Annotated in this window: 20 protein-coding genes; 16 read left to right on the forward strand and 4 right to left on the reverse strand. The window is 46.5% G+C overall.

Going from position 1 to position 19,384, the window contains the following annotated elements:
* Positions 1-18: 18 nt before the first annotated feature.
* Positions 19-2,133: an elongation factor G gene (gene fusA / locus V1358_RS10465; protein WP_347391332.1), complete on the forward strand. Its 2,115-nt coding sequence runs from the start codon at positions 19-21 to the stop codon at positions 2,131-2,133.
* Positions 2,134-2,190: 57 nt separating this feature from the next.
* Complete coding sequence (tuf, locus tag V1358_RS10470) at positions 2,191-3,375, forward strand: elongation factor Tu (protein WP_347391331.1); 1,185 nt, start codon at positions 2,191-2,193, stop codon at positions 3,373-3,375.
* Between the two features lie 639 nt (positions 3,376-4,014).
* Here the strand turns inward: tuf and V1358_RS10475 are convergent.
* Positions 4,015-6,027, reverse strand: a complete 2,013-nt coding sequence (locus V1358_RS10475; RefSeq protein ID WP_347393519.1) for a winged helix-turn-helix domain-containing protein — start codon at positions 6,025-6,027, stop codon at positions 4,015-4,017.
* Positions 6,028-6,165: 138 nt separating this feature from the next.
* Between V1358_RS10475 and V1358_RS10480 the strand changes: the two genes are divergently transcribed.
* A complete protein-coding gene (locus V1358_RS10480) occupies positions 6,166-7,512 on the forward strand; it encodes an FG-GAP repeat domain-containing protein (protein ID WP_347393520.1) in 1,347 nt (448 codons plus the stop codon).
* Positions 7,513-7,677: 165 nt separating this feature from the next.
* On the opposite strand, the gene V1358_RS10485 is transcribed toward V1358_RS10480, so the two are convergent.
* Entirely contained in the window at positions 7,678-8,133 is a 456-nt protein-coding gene (locus tag V1358_RS10485) for a PaaI family thioesterase (RefSeq protein WP_347393521.1), read from the reverse strand.
* A 12-nt stretch (positions 8,134-8,145) separates the two neighbouring features.
* A complete protein-coding gene (grxB, locus tag V1358_RS10490) occupies positions 8,146-8,784 on the reverse strand; it encodes a glutaredoxin 2 (protein WP_347393522.1) in 639 nt (212 codons plus the stop codon).
* A 59-nt stretch (positions 8,785-8,843) separates the two neighbouring features.
* Here grxB and V1358_RS10495 point away from each other — a divergent pair, with 59 nt between their 5' ends.
* From V1358_RS10495 to V1358_RS10520, 6 genes are all read left to right on the forward strand, one after another.
* On the forward strand, positions 8,844-9,374 hold the full coding sequence (locus V1358_RS10495) for a DUF924 family protein (protein WP_347393523.1): 531 nt from the start codon (positions 8,844-8,846) through the stop codon (positions 9,372-9,374).
* A 143-nt stretch (positions 9,375-9,517) separates the two neighbouring features.
* A complete protein-coding gene (gene lexA / locus V1358_RS10500; protein WP_347391325.1) occupies positions 9,518-10,135 on the forward strand; it encodes a transcriptional repressor LexA in 618 nt (205 codons plus the stop codon).
* A 317-nt stretch (positions 10,136-10,452) separates the two neighbouring features.
* The gene (gene coxB, locus V1358_RS10505) at positions 10,453-11,586 is read left to right on the forward strand and encodes a cytochrome c oxidase subunit II (protein WP_347391324.1); all 1,134 of its coding nucleotides are present in this window, start codon (positions 10,453-10,455) and stop codon (positions 11,584-11,586) included.
* Positions 11,583-13,157, forward strand: a complete 1,575-nt coding sequence (gene ctaD, locus V1358_RS10510; RefSeq protein ID WP_347391323.1) for a cytochrome c oxidase subunit I — start codon at positions 11,583-11,585, stop codon at positions 13,155-13,157. The genes coxB and ctaD overlap by 4 nt, the downstream gene beginning before the upstream one ends.
* Positions 13,157-13,699 (forward strand): cytochrome c oxidase assembly protein, encoded by a 543-nt coding sequence (locus tag V1358_RS10515; RefSeq protein WP_347391322.1) that lies wholly within the window; start codon positions 13,157-13,159, stop codon positions 13,697-13,699. The genes ctaD and V1358_RS10515 overlap by 1 nt, the downstream gene beginning before the upstream one ends.
* A gap of 18 nt (positions 13,700-13,717) precedes the next feature.
* Positions 13,718-14,593: a cytochrome c oxidase subunit 3 gene (locus V1358_RS10520; RefSeq protein ID WP_347391321.1), complete on the forward strand. Its 876-nt coding sequence runs from the start codon at positions 13,718-13,720 to the stop codon at positions 14,591-14,593.
* Here the strand turns inward: V1358_RS10520 and V1358_RS10525 are convergent.
* Positions 14,493-14,795 (reverse strand): DUF2909 family protein, encoded by a 303-nt coding sequence (locus V1358_RS10525; RefSeq protein ID WP_347391320.1) that lies wholly within the window; start codon positions 14,793-14,795, stop codon positions 14,493-14,495. The two genes, V1358_RS10520 and V1358_RS10525, sit on opposite strands and share 101 nt — an antisense overlap.
* A gap of 29 nt (positions 14,796-14,824) precedes the next feature.
* Between V1358_RS10525 and V1358_RS10530 the strand changes: the two genes are divergently transcribed.
* The 7 genes from V1358_RS10530 to V1358_RS10560 all read left to right on the forward strand — a co-directional run bounded on the left by V1358_RS10530 (position 14,825) and on the right by V1358_RS10560 (position 19,373).
* Positions 14,825-15,556, forward strand: coding sequence for an SURF1 family protein (locus V1358_RS10530; RefSeq protein WP_347393524.1), 732 nt, complete (start codon positions 14,825-14,827; stop codon positions 15,554-15,556).
* Positions 15,543-16,049 carry a redox-active disulfide-containing membrane protein gene (locus V1358_RS10535; RefSeq protein WP_347393525.1) on the forward strand — a complete coding sequence of 169 codons (507 nt, stop codon included), beginning with the start codon at positions 15,543-15,545 and terminating at the stop codon, positions 16,047-16,049. The genes V1358_RS10530 and V1358_RS10535 overlap by 14 nt, the downstream gene beginning before the upstream one ends.
* A 9-nt stretch (positions 16,050-16,058) precedes the next feature.
* The gene (locus V1358_RS10540; protein WP_347393526.1) at positions 16,059-17,048 is read left to right on the forward strand and encodes a COX15/CtaA family protein; all 990 of its coding nucleotides are present in this window, start codon (positions 16,059-16,061) and stop codon (positions 17,046-17,048) included.
* Between the two features lie 15 nt (positions 17,049-17,063).
* A complete protein-coding gene (cyoE, locus tag V1358_RS10545; RefSeq protein WP_347393527.1) occupies positions 17,064-17,972 on the forward strand; it encodes a heme o synthase in 909 nt (302 codons plus the stop codon).
* Positions 17,962-18,567 carry an SCO family protein gene (locus V1358_RS10550; RefSeq protein ID WP_347391315.1) on the forward strand — a complete coding sequence of 202 codons (606 nt, stop codon included), beginning with the start codon at positions 17,962-17,964 and terminating at the stop codon, positions 18,565-18,567. Before cyoE ends, V1358_RS10550 begins: the two co-directional genes overlap by 11 nt.
* Positions 18,568-18,720: 153 nt before the next feature.
* A complete protein-coding gene (locus tag V1358_RS10555) occupies positions 18,721-18,993 on the forward strand; it encodes an STAS domain-containing protein (protein WP_347393528.1) in 273 nt (90 codons plus the stop codon).
* 17 nt (positions 18,994-19,010) lie between these two features.
* Entirely contained in the window at positions 19,011-19,373 is a 363-nt protein-coding gene (locus tag V1358_RS10560; protein WP_347391313.1) for a response regulator, read from the forward strand.
* Positions 19,374-19,384: the final 11 nt, after the last annotated feature.

Consider the following 19,384-nt stretch of genomic DNA (forward strand, 5'->3'; position numbering starts at 1 on the left):
AACCTTTAAGAGGATAATATGGCACGTACAACTCCAATTGAGCGCTACCGCAACATCGGTATTTGTGCTCACGTAGATGCGGGTAAAACCACCACTACGGAACGTGTACTTTTCTACACGGGCCTATCTCACAAAATAGGTGAGGTACATGATGGTGCTGCAACTATGGACTGGATGGAGCAAGAGCAGGAGCGTGGTATCACTATCACGTCTGCTGCGACTACTTGTTTCTGGAAGGGGATGGACGCGCAATTTGAAGACCACCGCATTAATATCATCGATACTCCTGGACACGTAGACTTCACCATTGAAGTTGAGCGTTCATTGCGTGTACTCGATGGTGCCGTGGTTGTTCTATGTGCGTCATCAGGTGTACAGCCACAGACAGAAACGGTTTGGCGTCAGGCCAACAAGTACGAAGTTCCTCGAATGATCTTCGTTAACAAGATGGACCGTATTGGCGCCGACTTTCTGTCGGTTGTAGATCAGGTGAAAACCCGTCTGGGTGCAACTCCTGTTCCCATTCAGCTACCTATCGGTGCTGAAGAAGACTTTAAAGGTGTAATCGATCTCATCAAGATGAAAGCTATCAACTGGAACGAAGCGGACCAGGGGATGACGTTCACTTATGAAGAGATCCCGGCAGAACTTCAAGACCAAGCTGAAGAATACCGCAGCGAGCTAATCGAAGCGGCAGCAGAAGCGTCTGAAGAACTAATGGACAAATATTTAGAGGAAGGCGACCTCAGCGAAGCTGAGATCAAAGAAGGCCTTCGTGCTCGCACTCTAGCTAACGACATCGTGCTAATGAGTTGCGGCAGTGCGTTCAAAAACAAAGGTGTTCAAGCTGTGCTTGATGCCGTTATTGAATACATGCCTTCACCAACAGAAGTTAAAGCAATCCAAGGCGTGCTTGAAGACGGTGAAACCGAAGATACACGTCAAGCTGACGACGCAGCTCCATTCTCGGCGCTAGCGTTTAAGATTGCGACAGACCCATTTGTTGGTACGCTAACCTTCTTCCGTGTTTACTCAGGCACAGTGGGCCAAGGTGACACGGTTTATAACCCAGTTAAATCAAAGCGTGAGCGCTTCGGTCGTATCGTTCAGATGCACTCAAACTCACGTGAAGAGATCAAAGAAGTTTGCGCTGGCGATATCGCCGCTGCAATTGGTCTCAAGGACGTAACAACAGGTGATACCCTGTGCGATGCGAATTCAATCATTACGCTAGAGCGTATGGAATTCCCAGAGCCGGTAATCTCTATTGCGGTAGAGCCAAAAACTAAGGCAGACCAGGAAAAAATGGGTATAGCACTAGGTAAACTAGCTGCTGAAGATCCATCTTTCCGCGTACAAACCGACGAAGAATCAGGCCAGACAATTATCTCTGGTATGGGTGAGCTTCACCTCGATATCATCGTTGACCGTATGAAGCGTGAGTTCAAAGTTGAATGTAACGTTGGTAAGCCTCAAGTTGCCTATCGTGAAGCGATTCGTTCAACCGTTGAGGTTGAGGGTAAGTTTGTTCGTCAATCAGGTGGTCGTGGTCAATATGGTCACGTTTGGGTTAGACTTGAACCTATTGAGGTCAGTGATGATGCACCTAATTTCGTTTTTGGTAACGAAGTTGTTGGTGGTGCAGTACCGAAGGAATATATTCCTGCGGTAGAAAAAGGTCTTCATGAGCAGATGGAGCAAGGTGTTCTTGCTGGTTATCCACTACTTGGCGTGAAAGCGACATTATTCGATGGTTCATTCCACGATGTCGACTCGAACGAAATGGCCTTTAAGATTGCTGGTGCAATGGCAATGAGAAAGGGGGCGCTTGAAGCGAACCCAGTCTTGTTAGAGCCTATCATGAAGGTTGAAGTTATCACTCCTGAAGCAAACATGGGTGATGTTGTAGGCGACTTAAACCGTCGCCGCGGTATGATCGATGGAATGGAAGAGGCACCAGGCGGATTGAAACAAATCAACGCTGAAGTTCCGCTTTCTGAAATGTTCGGTTATGCAACTGATTTACGTTCTGCAACGCAAGGTCGTGCTTCGTACTCGATGGAATTCCTCAAGTACGCAGAGGCGGCTAAGAATGTAGCAGAATCTATTATTGCAGCTCGCGCTGTTAAGTAATTTGAGTTCGGTCCGATCTACGGGTCGGACTTTAATTTCTTTATAGGAATTTTTAAAATGGCAAAAGAAAAGTTTGAACGCGTAAAACCGCACGTAAACGTAGGTACAATCGGCCACGTTGACCACGGTAAAACAACTCTAACTGCAGCAATCACTAACGTACTTGCAAAAGTATACGGTGGTACAGCTAAAGACTTCGCATCAATCGATAACGCTCCAGAAGAGCGTGAGCGTGGTATCACAATCTCAACTTCACACGTTGAGTACGACACTCCAACTCGTCACTACGCACACGTAGACTGTCCTGGACACGCTGACTATGTTAAAAACATGATCACTGGTGCTGCACAGATGGACGGCGCGATCCTAGTAGTAGCTGCGACTGACGGTCCTATGCCACAGACTCGTGAGCACATCCTTCTTTCACGTCAGGTTGGTGTACCTTACATCATCGTATTCATGAACAAATGTGACATGGTTGACGACGAAGAACTACTAGAGCTAGTAGAGATGGAAGTTCGTGAACTTCTTTCTGAGTACGACTTCCCAGGTGATGACCTACCACTAATCCAAGGTTCAGCTCTTAAAGCACTAGAAGGCGAGAAAGAGTGGGAAGACAAGATTGTTGAACTAGCAGACGCGCTAGACACATACATCCCAGAGCCAGAGCGTGACATCGATAAGCCATTCATCATGCCTATCGAAGACGTATTCTCAATCCAAGGCCGTGGTACAGTAGTAACAGGTCGTGTTGAAGCTGGTATCATCAACGTGAATGACGAAGTTGAAATCGTAGGTATCAAAGATACAACGAAGACAACTTGTACAGGTGTTGAGATGTTCCGTAAGCTTCTAGACGAAGGTCGTGCGGGTGAGAACATCGGTGCGCTTCTACGTGGTACTAAGCGTGACGAAGTAGAGCGTGGTCAAGTACTAGCGAAGCCTGGTTCAATCACTCCTCACACGAAGTTCGAAGCAGAAGTATACGTACTATCAAAAGATGAAGGTGGTCGTCACACTCCATTCTTCAAAGGTTACCGTCCACAGTTCTACTTCCGTACAACTGACGTAACTGGTGACATCCAGTTACCAGAAGGCGTAGAAATGGTAATGCCTGGTGACAACATCAAGATGGTAGTAGAGCTAATCTGCCCAATCGCGATGGACGAAGGTCTACGTTTCGCAATCCGTGAAGGTGGCCGTACAGTTGGTGCTGGTGTTGTAGCATCAATCGTAGAGTAATAGCTACTCTCGAGAAAAAAGGCCGCTTTTAGCGGCCTTTTTTGTGCCTATTTGTTGAGTACGGGCGCCTTCACGGCCGTTAATTGTAGGTCAGGTTTCAGCCTGACAACCCCTGTATCTCCCCACACAGCCTTTTAAGCGTGTTTATGTGAACGCTACTAACCTTTTCAATTAAATCTCCCCACAGCTCTCTGTAGTGCGATCTTGTCGCGTTGGCGACGGCAACCAAAGGGAGAATAATACGATTCCCCCTTTGGAATCCCCCCGTACCCCGAAGCATTTGCTATTGCCTGCGCGTGCTGGCGCTGCTAACGCACCCAGCGAAACTCGACGTCCTGTCTCGATTCGCTTAACTCGGCATCCATGCCTCGTTGTGCTATCAGCACCATCATGCTCAGCGCAAATGCACGGGGAATTTGGCTGAGGTATCGGCGTCTAGGAGAGGTTTTGGTTTTGTGGTGAGTACTTCTCGCGCTGGCGATAGCAATCTAAAGGAAATACAGCCCCAGTCCGATTGAGTTATACAAGTCATGGGTTTCAACCATGCTGGCTACAAGGTGGTCGCCACGGATGTCGCTTATTTAAACGGCCTTATCTAATTTAGCGTCGCCGCGGTTAGCTATGGCAAGGCAAGAATATTTATTCTCCCATGGGTGAATGTGCTACCTGCATCTCTAATATTGAAGGTGAGAGCACTTTAATATCATAAATGACCCTAGGCGTCGGCTTGGTAAGAATCTGGCTAACAAAGGCCCCTTTAGGAAGGGTCAATAACGTCTCTTTATCATGAATTAAGGTTATGCCTTGTTTTGTATTGCCTAGGTAATATACCAGCCCATCAGCAACCTTAATACTATTAGGAGCTATGAGCAGTGGAGTATTTGTAAAGTCATATAGGCTCTCTTCTGAACCATCCTCGGTGGTACGCTTTAATTGACTGCTTGCGAGATCCCCATAGTAAAAGTTATTAGTAGATGGGTCTTCAGATGCTAGCAAGCCAGCACCAAGCTTGATGGTTTTTAGCTCGCCTGTTGCTATATTATATTTGGCGAGATCATAGAGGTTTTCGCTCCGTATACTGAGGTAGAGCTCTTTCTCGTCATGCGACCAGCCGAGTAAAAAACTACCTGATGACAATATATCAAGCTCTGCAGTAGCCGCACTTTTTGCGTTATAAAGGTGAAGCCTAGATTGGTTGTTTCTCCGAGTTATGAAGGCTAACTTATCTTGGGTTGGCGACAAAACTGGTTGGGCAATACTGTCGGCAAACAAAGCTGTTAACTTTTCATTACTGTCATCATGATGTCGCCATAGTTCATAGCTACCAGTTCTATTAGACACAAAGTAAATGCTATTGGCTGCCGCCATCACTGCTTTCATATCGTGAGCATCACTATTTATGTTGGAGAAAGCGCTAGGGAAGCCGGCAAACTTTATGTCTAAGTCAGAATTGTTTTTTATATAAAGCAACTTCTCGCCTGACTTACTTAAATGTAAATCTTTAATATTCGCTCCGGGCTCAATTGAGGCGTAGCGGGTAACTCTGTTGGAGTCTAGATCGAGCTGCCACAGTGCGTACTCCCCTTTTACTTTTGCGGCCGCAATAAGTGTATTTGCTGCTGCGGAAACTAATGCGGTGATGCGGTCTAACTTAGAGCTAGCCTCAGAGGACTTATGTTGGGCAATATCGTAGTACATGATTCGGGTGCTACTTGTAGCGTGAAAATTCACATAAAAAAGGCCTTCTTGATGAGGAAGAAAAACAGGTAGCATGTTGAGACCGGGCTGAGTTATATAGGTTAACAACGGTCTATCTGCATTAAGATCTAAAAGTGCGAGTTGTTCGTTAGAACTATCTTTTAAGCTCAGTGCCAGAATGTTCTCTGAATCGGCAAGAGCAATAGACTTGATCTCATCATTTGTACTAAAAACACGCTCTTGTGCACCGTTACTAACTGTGTACTTTTCAATAGCGCAGCTCGCTTCGAGACAATTTACATAGTACCAAGAATTTGACTTGCTGCCCCATATGGGCGACCTGTAATCCGATGTGTTAGGAGTCAGTGGGGTTGACTTATGGCTATGCAAGCTTTTAATGCTTAATTGTTTTTGCCTGTCTTCACCACTGATCACAAGTGCGGATTGCCAATGGCTATCCGGAGCTGCGTAGACGATCTTATCACTGGAGCTAGAGAGGGGCTGAACCTTGAATTGCGTAGTTGGACCAACATTGGTCGGCAGCATAAACTGGGTAAAGTAAACAAGGCTGCTCAAGCCAAAAAATACAAACAAACCAACCAATCCTATAACGCTGCGTTTTCTATTTTTGGCGCCCTTTATCGGTGTTGTAGGATGAATAAAACAATAACCTTTTTTAGCTATGGTTTCGATATAGGTAGGCTGTTTAGGATTATCGCAAAAAACCTTTCTTAACTCGAAGATAGCGCGAGTAACTACTTCTGGCTCGGTCACTTGGTTGGGCCACAGTGTACTTAAGATTTCTTGTCTGCTGAGCACTTCACCATGGTTTTTTACCAACAAACATAATATCGCCATCACTTTTGGTTCAAGGGTGAATGTTTGCTTAAGTAAAGTTAACTTATTGTGTTTAGGTGAGACTAAATAATCACCAACCCAAAAATCCTTTTGCAAAATATTCCCTTAAACAGCTGAAAAATATAAAAATAAAAATATTATGGCAACATAACAGTTACATAATTGTAAGTAATAGAGGATGACTATACAACTGCATCGCATCACAAACTATGTTGTTATTTTACAGGTGAAAACATGCAAAAATTACTCTATTTAGCTTTAGTAAGCTGTTCGTTGGCAAGCCAAGCAGGGGAAATAAAACTTATAATAGAAGGCTCTGGGGTTGTATCCTCAGCCAGCGGTGAAGTGAGCTGTAGTGAATCTTGTACCATCGACACTACAAATGTGAGTCGGATGCTTCAAGTAACGCCCAGTGAGGGCTGGAGTTTCGAGGCTTGGCAGGGTCAGCAATGTGATGGTGGCAACTATCTAAAGCTTGAAGATAATTTAAGTGATATTAGTTCTGCAAGTGGCGGAGCAAAAACATTGCAGGCTATTAATATTAATAATGATGAATACACAGACTTAGTCGGCATAAGTTTATTTACAGGGGTAGTGCATCAACTTATCAATCAGTCTGGTGAGGGGTTTGCACGTCAGAAACTGCTCAGTGGCTTAAGTTATCCAGCCGCTCTAGATGCTTATGATTGGAACAATGACGGCTTCGAAGATTTACTAGTGAGTGACTTTACAACAAGAAGGATCAAACTATATATCAACGATGGTTTAGGTCAATTTAACTTCACGAAGGATATAGTGATTGAGGGAATAAGGCCTTACGCCTTTACCGTTAATGATTATGACCAAGATGGTCAGCCCGATTTGTTTATTTCTAGTTTCACAGCCGATACATCTGGCGACCTGTATGCTCTAGTGGACAGTATAAGTGAGGCTAAAACTGCCTTATATATCAACGAAAGCGACGTGTTCACAGAAGCTTTGCATATTTCCGACCATGCCGCAATTACACTTGATAGTCATACAGACCCTGTTTCCGGTCAGGTGCAACTGGTTGCCGCAGAAATAGTCGCTGAGGCGGTGAGTGTGTATAGTCAAGGCAGTGGCTTTTCCCGCCTAGTTATTGACAGTAGTGACGCCCCCTATGGTGTTGCATTTGCTGATGTAGATAAAAATGGCAGTGTGGAAGTCCTGTCAGCTCATTACCTTCAACCTCGTTTAAGTGTTCTTTATAACAATGGCAAACAGAAAGGTGATGTTGCAGCGGCTGCTGACGGACTTACCGCTACTGCGGTAGCTGATTTAAATAATGACGGTTATTTAGATGTCGCAACAGGCGAATTTAATACGAAGAAATTTTATTATTTTGCTGGCTACAACTATCAGGATTGTTTGGTAAATCAGGGCACTAATATTGAGCTTAAAGCTGTCTTTACAGAGGGGCAATCGGCTACTCCTCCTCCCGCTCAGCCACAACCTGGCGATAATTCGCCAAGCGATAAAGGGTCAACTGGCGGTACTACTAACTTGCTATTGTTGTTGTTGGCTGCAGGCATTTATTTACGCCGATACTTTAGGGTGTAACCCTCAGCTAAAATGCAAAGGCTCTCAATGAGCCTTTTCTATTTTCCAGCGAAGTGCAAGCAACTTGTCTGTGCTGCGCTTTTAGACTCGTAACAAAGTTTTCTAAATCCGTTGTATTATGTTCGAGTTCAGCATGGCAACACTATTCGCATGTTCGGGCAGCTCTCACCCTTTACTTCTTTTCTCCACCACCGCAGCAGTCATCCTTGAAATACAACACAGATCGCCAGCGCTATTGTAAATCTTAATCTCCCACACCGATGAGCGGCCGCCTAGGTGCACGGGTTTGGTCACGGCTTTGAGTGTGCCGGTGCGTGACGCTTTGAGGTGGTTGGCGTTGATCTCTTGGCCGACGCAGTAGTATTTGCTGGTATCGACAACAAAGTTGGCGGCGTAGCTGGCGACGGTTTCAGCCAATACTACATATGCGCCACCGTGGACGATGCCGATAGGGTTATATAATTCGTTGGTTACTGGCATGGTGGCAACAAGGTAATCGTCGCCGATTTCGCTTATTTCAATGCCGAGCTTGGTCATTAAGGTGCCTTTTTCACCCACGCCAAGGTCGAGCTTTTTACACAGGTCAAAATCGATATCTTGGGCCCAAATACGTTTGCTCATGCTTACTACTCCTTATACAGCAACGTCTGTGAATGTTCTGATGTTGCTCATGGTGGCAACTTGGTGCACATAGTGCTGGATATGTTCGGGAGTGTGCAAGCCTTTTACGACGGTTAGGTTGCGCAAGAAGGGGAAGATAGCAACATCGGCCCATGAGATTTCATCCGGCGCATCGAGCCAAGAGAGCTCATCCAAAGCCCTATCCATGATCGTTATATCTTCATCACTGTGGGCAAGAATATCAGCGAAGGTAGCCCCCAAGAGCGCCTCCTTTTTATCGCAGTAATAGACGATGGCGTTTGGTGTGCCAAATTCCGGTAGAGCGAGTTGCGGCCAGCGCGGTAAGGTTAAGCGTAAAAAGGTAGGTAAGTAGGTCTCTACCCATTTGCTTGCTGGCGTGAGGTAATCACCATGATCCAATGGCATTTTTGCACGTTTGCAGAAATAGGCGGCAATATCGAGGCTTTGCGCCATGGCAATGTTTTGGTTTTTAGCTAATATGGGAACAGTGCTTTTGCCCACTAACTGGATAGCGGTGGTCGTGTCGTCGGCTTGTAAGTAGCATATTTGCACGTCTATATTTCGTGCACGAGCGACCATTGTGGCTTTAACTGAATAAGGGCAATGTTCATAAATGTAGAGTTTCTTCACGGTTAATATTGCCTTGTTTGCAAACGGCTTCACACCCTCTTTACTTTGAAGGAGAGAATATGGATTTTCAATCTGTGTATGATTTTTGGTTTGAGCAATGCCAACCCGAGGACTGGTTCAAAAAGAGTGTAGCGTTTGACGACAAGGTCATTAAGCTATTTTCGCAACTGCATCATGCCGCAGCCATGGGCGAGTTAGCGCATTGGCGCAACACAGCTCAAGGGGCGCTGTGTGAAATCATTGTGCTCGACCAATTCTCGCGCAACATGTTTCGCGATACGCCAAAGGCTTTAGCCTTTGATGGACTCGCACTGTGTTTGGCTCAGCACGCGGTGGATAAGGGTTTCGACATGCAATTGAATGAGCAAGAGCGTCCGTTTATGTACATGCCCTACATGCACAGTGAAAGTAAGGTTATCCATCAGGAGGCTGATAGGTTGTTCAAGCCATTGGATAATTATGAATTTGAAGTGGCGCACAAGAAGATTATTGATCGTTTTGGTCGATACCCGCATCGCAATGAAATACTGGGGCGCAAATCCACGGATGATGAAATTGTGTTTTTAACTCAGCCTAACAGCAGCTTTTAGTATTTAAGCGTTGGCGTAATGACAAAAACCCAAACCTAAGTAGGCGCATTTTTTTGAGCTGAGCAAATTGCCTGATTTTATTTGCGATTTTCTGACAACTGTATATACTCACAGTTAAATGTACTGTATGGAAACCCAGTTGTATGCGTCCTTTAACTAATCGCCAATCGCAAATTTTAGAGCTGATCAAAGTATTTATTAAAGACACAGGCATGCCGCCTACGCGTGCTGAAATTGCACAAACACTGGGGTTTCGCAGTGCGAATGCCGCAGAAGAACACCTTAAAGCCCTTGCTAAAAAAGGGGTGATCAAAATGAAGCCCGGTGCCAGCCGTGGTATTCAATTGGTCGAAGAGGAAGAGCCTGAGCAATTAGGCTTGCCTCTGATAGGTCGCGTCGCTGCCGGTGAACCCATCTTGGCCCAAGAGCACATTGAAAGTCACTGCCAAATCGATCCATTACTGTTTAAGCCTGCCGCTGATTACCTACTACGTGTTGATGGTATGAGTATGAAAGACATCGGTATTATGGACGGCGACCTGCTGGCTGTGCATCGTGCTCAGGTTGCGGAGAACGGCCAAGTGGTGGTTGCGCGTGTTGGTGATGACGTCACCGTGAAGCGTTTAGAGAAAGCCGGTCGTAAAGTATTGCTACATGCAGAAAACGAAGAATTTGCGCCAATCGAAGTCGACCTAGAACATGAATCCTTCAATATTGAGGGTTTAGCGGTTGGTGTTATCCGAAATGCCGATTGGATGTAGTTGTAACGAGTAAATATAGGCCCCCAATACGCCGTTGATTGGGGGTTTCCAGCCCTTTTCTAATTCCTTTTTCTGTACGCTAACAGATTGAAACTCCCCAAAATATTTATTGAAAAAAGCAAAACAAAAACGCCTATTTTCTTGCTATATGCCCAATTCTTGACTAATTGGTTAGATTACAGGCTTTGCTGGTTGCTTTTTAATCGCTTTGTGTAAAGTAAATGTAATCGGCCAGTTCTAAGCATAATAATAATGAAGATTGGCTAGCAGTAACTGCCTCTTCTCTTTTTGCGTTGCGCGTTTTAAGGAGATGGTACATGAAGAAGCTTTGCTCCCTCATGTTGCTGTGTTTGTTTGCCCCGCACTTGGCTTTAGCAAATAGTGATTATAATTTGCGCCCAGGGGTGACCGACATCAGTGAAAATGTTTACCAGTTACACATGACGATATTTATCATCTGCTGTGTCATTGGGGTAATAGTGTTTGGTGTGATGTTCTGGGCCTTACTCAGACACCGCAAATCTAAAGGGGCTAAACCCGCATCTTTCCACGAAAGCACCAAGGTCGAAATACTTTGGACCGCGATCCCATTTTTAATCCTCATAGGTATGGCTGTTCCTGCCACCAAAACCTTGATAGCGATGGAAGACACTTCTAAAGCAGATGTCACCATCAAGATCACCGGTTCACAGTGGAAGTGGCACTACGAATACATGGGCCATGATGTTGGCTTCTACTCGTTGCTCTCAACGCCACAAGAGCAAATTCAAAATGCTCAAGATAAAGGCGAGCATTATTTGCTAGAAGTCGACAAGCCGTTGGTGATCCCAACAGATAAAAAAGTACGCTTTTTAATGACTTCAGACGACGTTATTCACTCTTGGTGGGTGCCGGATTTCGCAGTTAAAAAAGATGCCAATCCAGGCTTTATCAACGAAGCTTGGACCAAGGTAAACGAAGCGGGCATCTACCGCGGCCAATGTGCTGAGCTATGTGGTAAAGACCATGGCTTTATGCCTGTAGTGGTTGAAGCCAAAGCGCCTGAAGAATTCGAAGCGTGGTTGGCTGAGCAAAAACAAGCAGTGCAAGCTCAGGCGGATGCCGATGCTGCCTTGCTTGACCAGACGCTCACTCAAGAAGAGCTTATGGCCACAGGTGAACAAGTTTACATGGCGCGCTGCGCAGCGTGTCACCAACCCACAGGTCTGGGGTTACCGGGTGTATTCCCTGCGATTAAGGACAGCCCTATCGCCAAAGGGGAGATCAAGGACCACATAGATATCGTGGTTCATGGTAAGCCAGGTACAGCGATGCAGGCATTCGTTAGCCAGCTAACACTCAAAGAACTCGCTGCTGTCGTGACTTACCAGCGTAATGCATTTGGCAACGATACTGGTGACACAGTGCAACCAAGTGCGATTCAGGCCGCAATTGATGGGGAAGGACAATGAGTACAGCTGCTGCAACACATGAACATCACGGGCCTGCAACGGGTATTAAACGCTGGCTCTTTACCACTAACCATAAAGACATAGGTACACTTTACCTGTTGTTTTCACTGCTTATGTTTTTGACGGGCGGAGCGATGGCCATGGTCATTCGCGCCGAGCTATTCCAGCCGGGACTACAGCTCGTTGACCCACACTTTTTTAACCAGATGACCACAGTGCATGGCTTAATCATGGTGTTCGGTGCGGTTATGCCAGCCTTTACGGGACTAGCTAACTGGATGATCCCGATGATGATTGGCGCGCCAGATATGGCGCTTCCGCGTATGAACAACTGGAGCTTCTGGATTTTACCATTCGCGTTTGCGATTTTATTGTTGTCGCTGTTTATGGAAGGTGGTGGTCCGGCGTTTGGTTGGACTTTCTACGCGCCACTTTCAACGACTTATAGTAACGACAACACAGCGTTGTTTGTGTTCGCGGTGCACATCATGGGTATCAGCTCCATTATGGGGGCTATAAACGTGATTGTTACCATAGTGAACTTACGCGCACCAGGTATGACGTGGATGAAACTGCCGCTGTTTGTGTGGACATGGTTGATCACCGCCTTCCTGCTGATTGCGGTTATGCCAGTGCTTGCCGGTGCGGTAACCATGGTACTCACGGATAAATACTTTGGTACCGACTTCTTCAATGCCGCAGGGGGTGGTGATCCAGTCATGTTCCAGCATATTTTCTGGTTCTTTGGTCACCCTGAGGTATACATCATGATTTTACCGGCATTCGGTATTATCTCGACGATTGTACCTACCTTCTCGCGTAAAAAGCTGTTTGGGTATGCGTCGATGGTGTACGCCACCGCATCTATCGCCTTGTTGTCATTTGTGGTGTGGGCGCACCATATGTTCACCACAGGTATGCCGCTCGCAGGGGAGTTGTTCTTTATGTACTCCACCATGCTGATATCCGTGCCGACCGGGGTGAAGGTATTCAACTGGGTGGCCACCATGTGGCGAGGTTCTATCAGCTTTGAAATACCGATGATGTTCTCCATCGCCTTTATTGTGCTGTTTACCCTTGGCGGTTTCTCCGGCTTGATGCTGGCGATTACGCCGGTGGATTTCCAATACCACGACACCTACTTCGTGGTGGCGCACTTCCATTACGTATTGGTAACTGGGGCGGTGTTCTCGATAATGGCAGCAGCTTATTACTGGCTACCTAAATGGACAGGGCACATGTACAGCACCACCTTGGCAAAATGGCACTTCTGGATGTCGCTGATCAGCGTTAATGTGCTGTTCTTCCCAATGCACTTTGTTGGCCTGGCTGGCATGCCACGTCGAATCCCAGACTATGCACTGCAATTTGCTGACTTCAACGCCATTATCAGTATCGGTGGTTTTGCCTTTGGTTTATCACAATTACTGTTTGTTGCTGTGGTCTTCAAGTGCATTAAAGCGGGTGAAAAAGCACCTGCAAAAGTGTGGGACGGTGCCGAAGGTCTGGAGTGGGAAGTCGCATCGCCGGCGCCATACCACACCTTTGAAACGCCGCCTAAGGTGCAGTAATGAACCACGCGCCGTTATTGAAGAAACTCGTGATCAGTGTGATAGCAATGTTTGCTTTTGCATTCGCACTGGTACCGCTGTACGACGTGTTTTGTGATGTCACTGGCCTCAATGGCAAGCCATCCATGGAGCAAGCGCAGCAAAGCGAAGTGGTGGATGAAAGCAGAGAAGTCACTGTGAGCTTCACCACCCATGCGCAAAGCGGCGCACCCTTCATAGTTGATGCACAAGTACAAGAAGTCGTGGTAAAGCCCGGAGAAATGAGCGTCGTGACTTTCTCTGCGGCCAACACCGCAGATGAAGCGCGGGTGATGCAGGCTATTCCATCTGTGTCCCCGGGCTTAGCAGCAAAATACTTACACAAACTGGCGTGCTTTTGCTTTGACCAACAAACAATGCAAGCCAATGAAAAACAAGAATATCAATTAAGGTTTTATGTCGATACAGCGTTACCTCCTGAATACGAAGAGTTAACGTTGTCATACACGCTTTTTGATATCAGCGCCAAGCATCCAGAAGCTTTGGTTGCCTCGGCGCGATAAACCAAATGAGGCATAAATATGAGTGAACAGTATGAAAAGTACTACGTACCGGCCCAGAGCCCTTGGCCGATTGTCGGTGCAGTAGCCATGTTCTTCATCGCTGCAGGTGCGGGTTTAACCGTAATGCAGATGGGTCAAGAAAGTAGCCATGGTCACTATTTGCTATTTGCAGGCATAGCAGTACTGCTGTACATGCTAGTGGGGTGGTTCCGCAATGTGATCAATGAGTCCCATGGGGGCCTATATTCAGCGCAAATGGATCGTTCGTTTAAGCAGGGGATGAGTTGGTTTATCTTCTCAGAAGTGATGTTCTTTGCTGCTTTCTTCGGTGCATTATTTTATGCCCGTATGCTGGCGGTGCCTTGGTTAGGCGGTGATGGCAATAATGTCATGACAGGTGAAGTATTGTGGCCTGAGTTTACATCGGCTTGGCCACTGGAGAGCACACCAGGTGGCACCACAACTCAAGCTATGGGCTGGCAAGGCTTACCGCTGATCAACACCATTATTTTACTGGTTTCCTCTGTCACTTTGCAGTTTGCTCACACCGCTATCGAAAAAGACAACCGTAAGCCACTGGCTATCTTCTTGTTTCTAACCATCTTATTGGGTGTGATCTTCTTGGGCTTGCAAGTGCAAGAATATATCCACGCTTATAGAGACTTGGGACTAAAACTTGATTCGGGTATCTATGGCAACACCTTCTTCTTACTTACCGGATTCCACGGCATGCACGTGACCCTTGGGGCCATCATGCTCAGCGTGGTGTTTATTCGAGTATTAAAAGGGCACTTTAGCAGCGAGAAGCATTTCGCATTTCAAGCTGCAGCATGGTACTGGCACTTTGTAGATGTGGTGTGGCTGTGCCTGTTTGTGTTTGTGTATGTGTTGTAATGGGTGATTGATTAAAGCGCAGCAGCCCAAGTTGCTGCGCAACAAGAATAATAATGAGGACAAGCACGCAAAGCGCGACTCGCTTGCCCAAAAAATGAGACATAGGCACTTTGTTATCGGATTTTATCATCGCTAACAGCGCCCTAAAGAGGGTGTAAATGACGACTAGCAGTAGCGCAATAATAATAATTTTTATAAGCACGGTACGGATACTCCGAGGTTGGTGGTTGAGTGTTTACAGGTAAGCTTAGCGCAATTTTATGGACAGGGCTGGTTATCCTAACGATAACTGTTTGTACTCGCTTGGGTTTTTGGCAGCTGGAGCGCGCTGAACAGAAGCAGCAAAGGCAACAAATGCTGGATTCATGGTCTGAGCGTGGTGTGCTTGATTTTGCGCAAGCGTTGCGTGTTATCCAAGACGGTGACGCAACAGGGATGCAAGTCGTGATTACAGGAGAAGTTTCTCCTCAATATTGGTTGCTCGACAATCAGGTTTATCAAGGAAAAGTCGGCTACGACGTATTAGTGTTGATGTTACCTGATACGTCTAATCGTTGGTTGCTCGTCAACCTTGGGTTTGTGCCAGCACCTCTGACCCGAAATGAACTGCCGATAATAAACCTTCCCAGCGAAATTACGCTGCCCCAAGCGCTAATTAAAGACGGCGAGTTGGGCGGTATTACCCTCAAAGATGATATTCAGCAAGACGCTTGGCCCAAGCGTATTCAACAAATAGATTTACACAGTATGGCGCAGCAAACTCGTAAGCCAATTCATCCCTTTATGGCTTATGCGGGGCTGCCCAATAGCAGCGTCAACGCTCAGCCGCATTATCAGGGCGTAACTATGTCGGCGCAGAAGCACAATGCTTATGCGTTACAGTGGTTTTTGATTGCGCTGGCGGCTTTGATCATTGCGCTCAGTGCATATTGGCGAGCAAGGAGAACACATGAAAAACAATAAACCGCTCTATTTATTCATTGGCTGCTTTTTAGTGCCGGTGGTAGCCGCCGTATTAGTGCTTAAAAGTGGCTGGTTGCCGGGCGAGCAAAGCAATCATGGTCGATTTTTAGATGAACAGGTGGCGCTGGAGCAATGGCAAGAGCATCCCTTGTCACCTTGGACCATTGCGATGGTGAACACGCCGCAATGTGAGAGCTGCGCCAACCAATGGCAAGATGTGCAGGCATTGTATGTGGCACTGGGTAAAAACCAAGGCAAGGTGCGTTTGGCCTTGATGGGTCCCGACCTCGATGTTGAAGGAGAGGCGCATCCTACATTGCACATGCAGGATGCTCCCACACAACTGACGCCAGGAAATTTATATTTAATTGACCATCATGGCTTGGTGGTCTTGGAGTACGACTATGTACAGCAACCACAAGAAAATAGGTTGATGCACAAAGGGTTACTAAAAGATTTGAAGAAACTTTTGAATTATTCGCGCAGCAGCTAAGAGGCCAGTATGACTAAAAATTATAAACGTCTGGTGTTAATGACGGCATTACTTGCCGTGATGGTAGTAGGATTAGGTGCGTATACACGCTTGAGCGATGCGGGGTTAGGGTGCCCTGATTGGCCGGGGTGTTATGGCTTTTTAACGGTGCCAGATAAGGCCCATGAAATCGCCGCCGCCGAGCAAAACTTTCCTGGTTTAGAAGTGCATCAAGGAAAGGCGCTCAAGGAAATGGTGCATCGCTATTTTGCTGGCACCTTGGGGTTATTGATACTCGCCATTGCCGTGTATGCCATGCGCAATGCCAAGCTGCCAAATGTACCGTTGCGCTTGCCTGTAGTGTTGTTGTTACTGGTGATATTCCAAGCCTTGCTAGGAATGTGGACAGTCACCATGAATTTGCAGCCGCTAATTGTTATGGGGCATTTACTCGGGGGCTTTTCTATCGCTAGTTTATTGTGGTTGTTGTATTTGCGCTCACACACTAAACCTGTGTTTGGCGGTGACGCTGGGGCCAAAGCGCTGCAAGGTTGGAGTATGGCAGCGTTGTCGATGGTGATAATTCAAATCGCCTTGGGTGGCTGGTTGGCAGCGAATTATGCGGCCGCACACTGTGTTGGTTTCCCAATGTGCGAAGGCAGTGAAGCCTTTTCACTGTCAAAAGTTTTCCACTTACCTATGGAGCATGCCAATTATGAATATGGCGTGTTGTCGTATGACTCGCGGATGTCCATTCATCTTCTGCATCGTTTTGGCGCATTGATGACATTGCTGGTGGTTTTCAGCGCTATGTGGCAGGTGTTCAAAGGTGCGTATTCTAGAACAATTAAAAATGCGGTGCTTGCTGTTGTCGCAGCATTAGTCGCGCAAGTTTGCATTGGTATTGCCTTGGTGTATATGCAAATTCCATTGCTGGTGGCACTTGCACATAACTTGATGGCGCTGCTGTTGTTACTCACGCTTGTGCGTTTGTGTTACTTGCAAAAAGCCAAGTGTTAGGGGGAGGAAGTCGCTATGAGTAAAGTATTGTCTGTTAATGCCATTGCCACGCAGCAAGCAAGTTGGCGTGATTATTTGGCGATGTGTAAAGCTAAAGTGGTACTGATGTTGGTACTGACCGCTTGGGTTGGAGTGGCGCTTGCGCCCGATATGGGGCGTTCTTGGTTACTGCAACTGGTGAGCTTAACTGCTATCGGTCTGCTTTCAGCCGCAGCTGCGGTGATTAACCATATTGTTGACCGCGAAATAGATATTAAGATGGCGCGCACTCGTCATCGCCCTGTCGCTTTAGGCAAGGTCAGCGAAGCCCGTGGTTTTGCTTTTGCCGCTGTTCTTGGTGTCACTGGCTTTGTGGCTCTGGTGGCAGCATCAAATTGGTTGTGTGCCATTCTGACTTTGTTCGCTTTGGTTGGCTATGCGGTTATCTACACGATGTTTTTAAAGCGTGCGACGCCGCAGAACATTGTAATTGGTGGCTTAGCTGGGGCGATGCCGCCACTGCTAGGTTGGGTCAGTGAAACAGGGCAACTTGCTGCTGCGCCTTGGCTGTTAGTCATGATTATATTCACGTGGACGCCGCCGCACTTCTGGGCGCTGGCCATTGCCCGTGAAGCCGATTATCGTCGTGCCGATGTGCCTATGTTACCGGTAACTCACGGTATCGATTTTTGTAAAACCTGTGTGTTGGGTTACACCGTCATACTGGCATTGGTATGCGTGATACCTTATCTGATTGGTATGTCTGGGCTTTTCTATTTACTAGCAAGCACCATACTTAACGCGCTATTTGTAGTCTATGCATGGCGCTTAAAGCGTGATCCTGAGCACCGCAGTGCCATGGCGGTTTTTAAGTTCTCAATTCTTCATTTAATGTTACTCTTTGTCGCATTATTTATTGATAAATGGGTATTTTATGTCGCTTAGGTGGTTATGGGCTGGTTGTGTTGCGTTGTCGTTAGTAGGGTGCTCAAAGCCTGAACTGGATGTGCAAGCCTTGGTGTATGAACCGGCGAAAAAAATAAATGCCTTTACGTTGCAAGACCAACATAGCGCTGAGGTGGGCGTAGCCCAACTACAAGGGCAATGGGACTTGGTGTTTCTCGGCTATACCAGTTGCCCTGATGTATGTCCGATGACCTTGGCTAAGTTAAGTCAGGTCGTCAGTAATCTAGGGCGTAAAGACCTGAATGTATGGTTTGTCTCGGTAGACCCAAATCGAGACACTGCCGCAAAGCGTCGTCAGTACATCACCTATTTCAATCCTGAGTTCAAAGCGGTGTCGGGACCTCACGCGCAACTTTATCCCTTTGTACAGAATTTGGGGTTAATTTATGCAATAACCGAGGAGCAGACGGGGAATTACCTTGTTGATCACAGTGCATCGGTTGTTTTGGTCGATCCCGACGGTTTCATTCGCGCGATTTTCAAACCTGAATATGCTGTGGGGTCTGTACCTACAATAAACACTGAAATAATGACTAACGAGTTACAAGCGATCATCAATCACTACTCCAGCTAAGAAATTCCTTCGATATCTCCACATCTCTTAAAATAGGGGCTTGATCACCTAAGCCCCTATTTCACTGAAAGAAATTTTTACATCATCGACTGGCAATTGAGCAAACTGTGTCTAAGCTTTTGAATAGACGCTAGTAAATAACAAGCATAAATTATGTTGAAACTGCCCAATGAGATGACGATATCTCAGGTTGAAGCATTGCATACAGAACTACAAGCGCAGCTTCAAAACGACAGTAATGTGTGCCTTGATATCAGTGAAGTGACCAAAGCAGACACCGCGTGTGTACAACTTTTGTGCGCCTTACAAAAGAGCCTGCAATTGGGGGATCATGCCATTGTATGGGAAGGTGCCAGCGAAGCTCTACAAAGCGCATGTGAAACACTGGGTGTCTCTACCTACTTAGCACTGAATGGCAATAGATAATATTTTAGAGGGTGTCTATGAAAAAGATTTTAGCTGTTGATGATTCTGCATCAATGCGCCAAATGGTGAGTTTTACTCTCAAAAAAGCGGGCTTTGATGTAACCGAGGCGAAAGATGGCAGTGAGGCGCTGGCGATAGCTAAACAAAACAAATTTGATGCAGTCATTTCGGACGTCAACATGCCCATCATGGATGGTATTACGCTTATCCGTGAGTTGCGGGGGCTTGCAGATTACAAATTCACGCCATTACTGATGCTGACCACAGAATCTGGATTGGATAAAAAATCAGAAGGAAAAGCAGCTGGGGCAACGGGGTGGATTGTAAAACCATTTAACCCTGACCAATTGTTGGCCGTTCTCAAAAAAGTCATTCGTTAAGAGCCGCGGCC

Source organism: Pseudoalteromonas pernae, assembly GCF_039831865.1.
GTDB classification, from domain to species: domain Bacteria; phylum Pseudomonadota; class Gammaproteobacteria; order Enterobacterales; family Alteromonadaceae; genus Pseudoalteromonas; species Pseudoalteromonas pernae.

Excerpts from the sequence above, each read along its gene's own strand:
- fusA (WP_347391332.1), top strand. The coding sequence starts at position 19 with ATGGCACGTACAACTCCAATTGAGCGCTACCGCAACATCGGTATTTGT.
- tuf (WP_347391331.1), top strand. The coding sequence starts at position 2,191 with ATGGCAAAAGAAAAGTTTGAACGCGTAAAACCGCACGTAAACGTAGGT.
- V1358_RS10480 (WP_347393520.1), top strand. The coding sequence starts at position 6,166 with ATGCAAAAATTACTCTATTTAGCTTTAGTAAGCTGTTCGTTGGCAAGC.
- V1358_RS10485 (WP_347393521.1), bottom strand. The coding sequence starts at position 8,133 with ATGAGCAAACGTATTTGGGCCCAAGATATCGATTTTGACCTGTGTAAA.
- V1358_RS10495 (WP_347393523.1), top strand. The coding sequence starts at position 8,844 with ATGGATTTTCAATCTGTGTATGATTTTTGGTTTGAGCAATGCCAACCC.
- lexA (WP_347391325.1), top strand. The coding sequence starts at position 9,518 with ATGCGTCCTTTAACTAATCGCCAATCGCAAATTTTAGAGCTGATCAAA.
- coxB (WP_347391324.1), top strand. The coding sequence starts at position 10,453 with ATGAAGAAGCTTTGCTCCCTCATGTTGCTGTGTTTGTTTGCCCCGCAC.
- ctaD (WP_347391323.1), top strand. The coding sequence starts at position 11,583 with ATGAGTACAGCTGCTGCAACACATGAACATCACGGGCCTGCAACGGGT.
- V1358_RS10515 (WP_347391322.1), top strand. The coding sequence starts at position 13,157 with ATGAACCACGCGCCGTTATTGAAGAAACTCGTGATCAGTGTGATAGCA.
- V1358_RS10520 (WP_347391321.1), top strand. The coding sequence starts at position 13,718 with ATGAGTGAACAGTATGAAAAGTACTACGTACCGGCCCAGAGCCCTTGG.
- V1358_RS10535 (WP_347393525.1), top strand. The coding sequence starts at position 15,543 with ATGAAAAACAATAAACCGCTCTATTTATTCATTGGCTGCTTTTTAGTG.
- V1358_RS10540 (WP_347393526.1), top strand. The coding sequence starts at position 16,059 with ATGACTAAAAATTATAAACGTCTGGTGTTAATGACGGCATTACTTGCC.
- cyoE (WP_347393527.1), top strand. The coding sequence starts at position 17,064 with ATGAGTAAAGTATTGTCTGTTAATGCCATTGCCACGCAGCAAGCAAGT.
- V1358_RS10550 (WP_347391315.1), top strand. The coding sequence starts at position 17,962 with ATGTCGCTTAGGTGGTTATGGGCTGGTTGTGTTGCGTTGTCGTTAGTA.
- V1358_RS10555 (WP_347393528.1), top strand. The coding sequence starts at position 18,721 with ATGTTGAAACTGCCCAATGAGATGACGATATCTCAGGTTGAAGCATTG.
- V1358_RS10560 (WP_347391313.1), top strand. The coding sequence starts at position 19,011 with ATGAAAAAGATTTTAGCTGTTGATGATTCTGCATCAATGCGCCAAATG.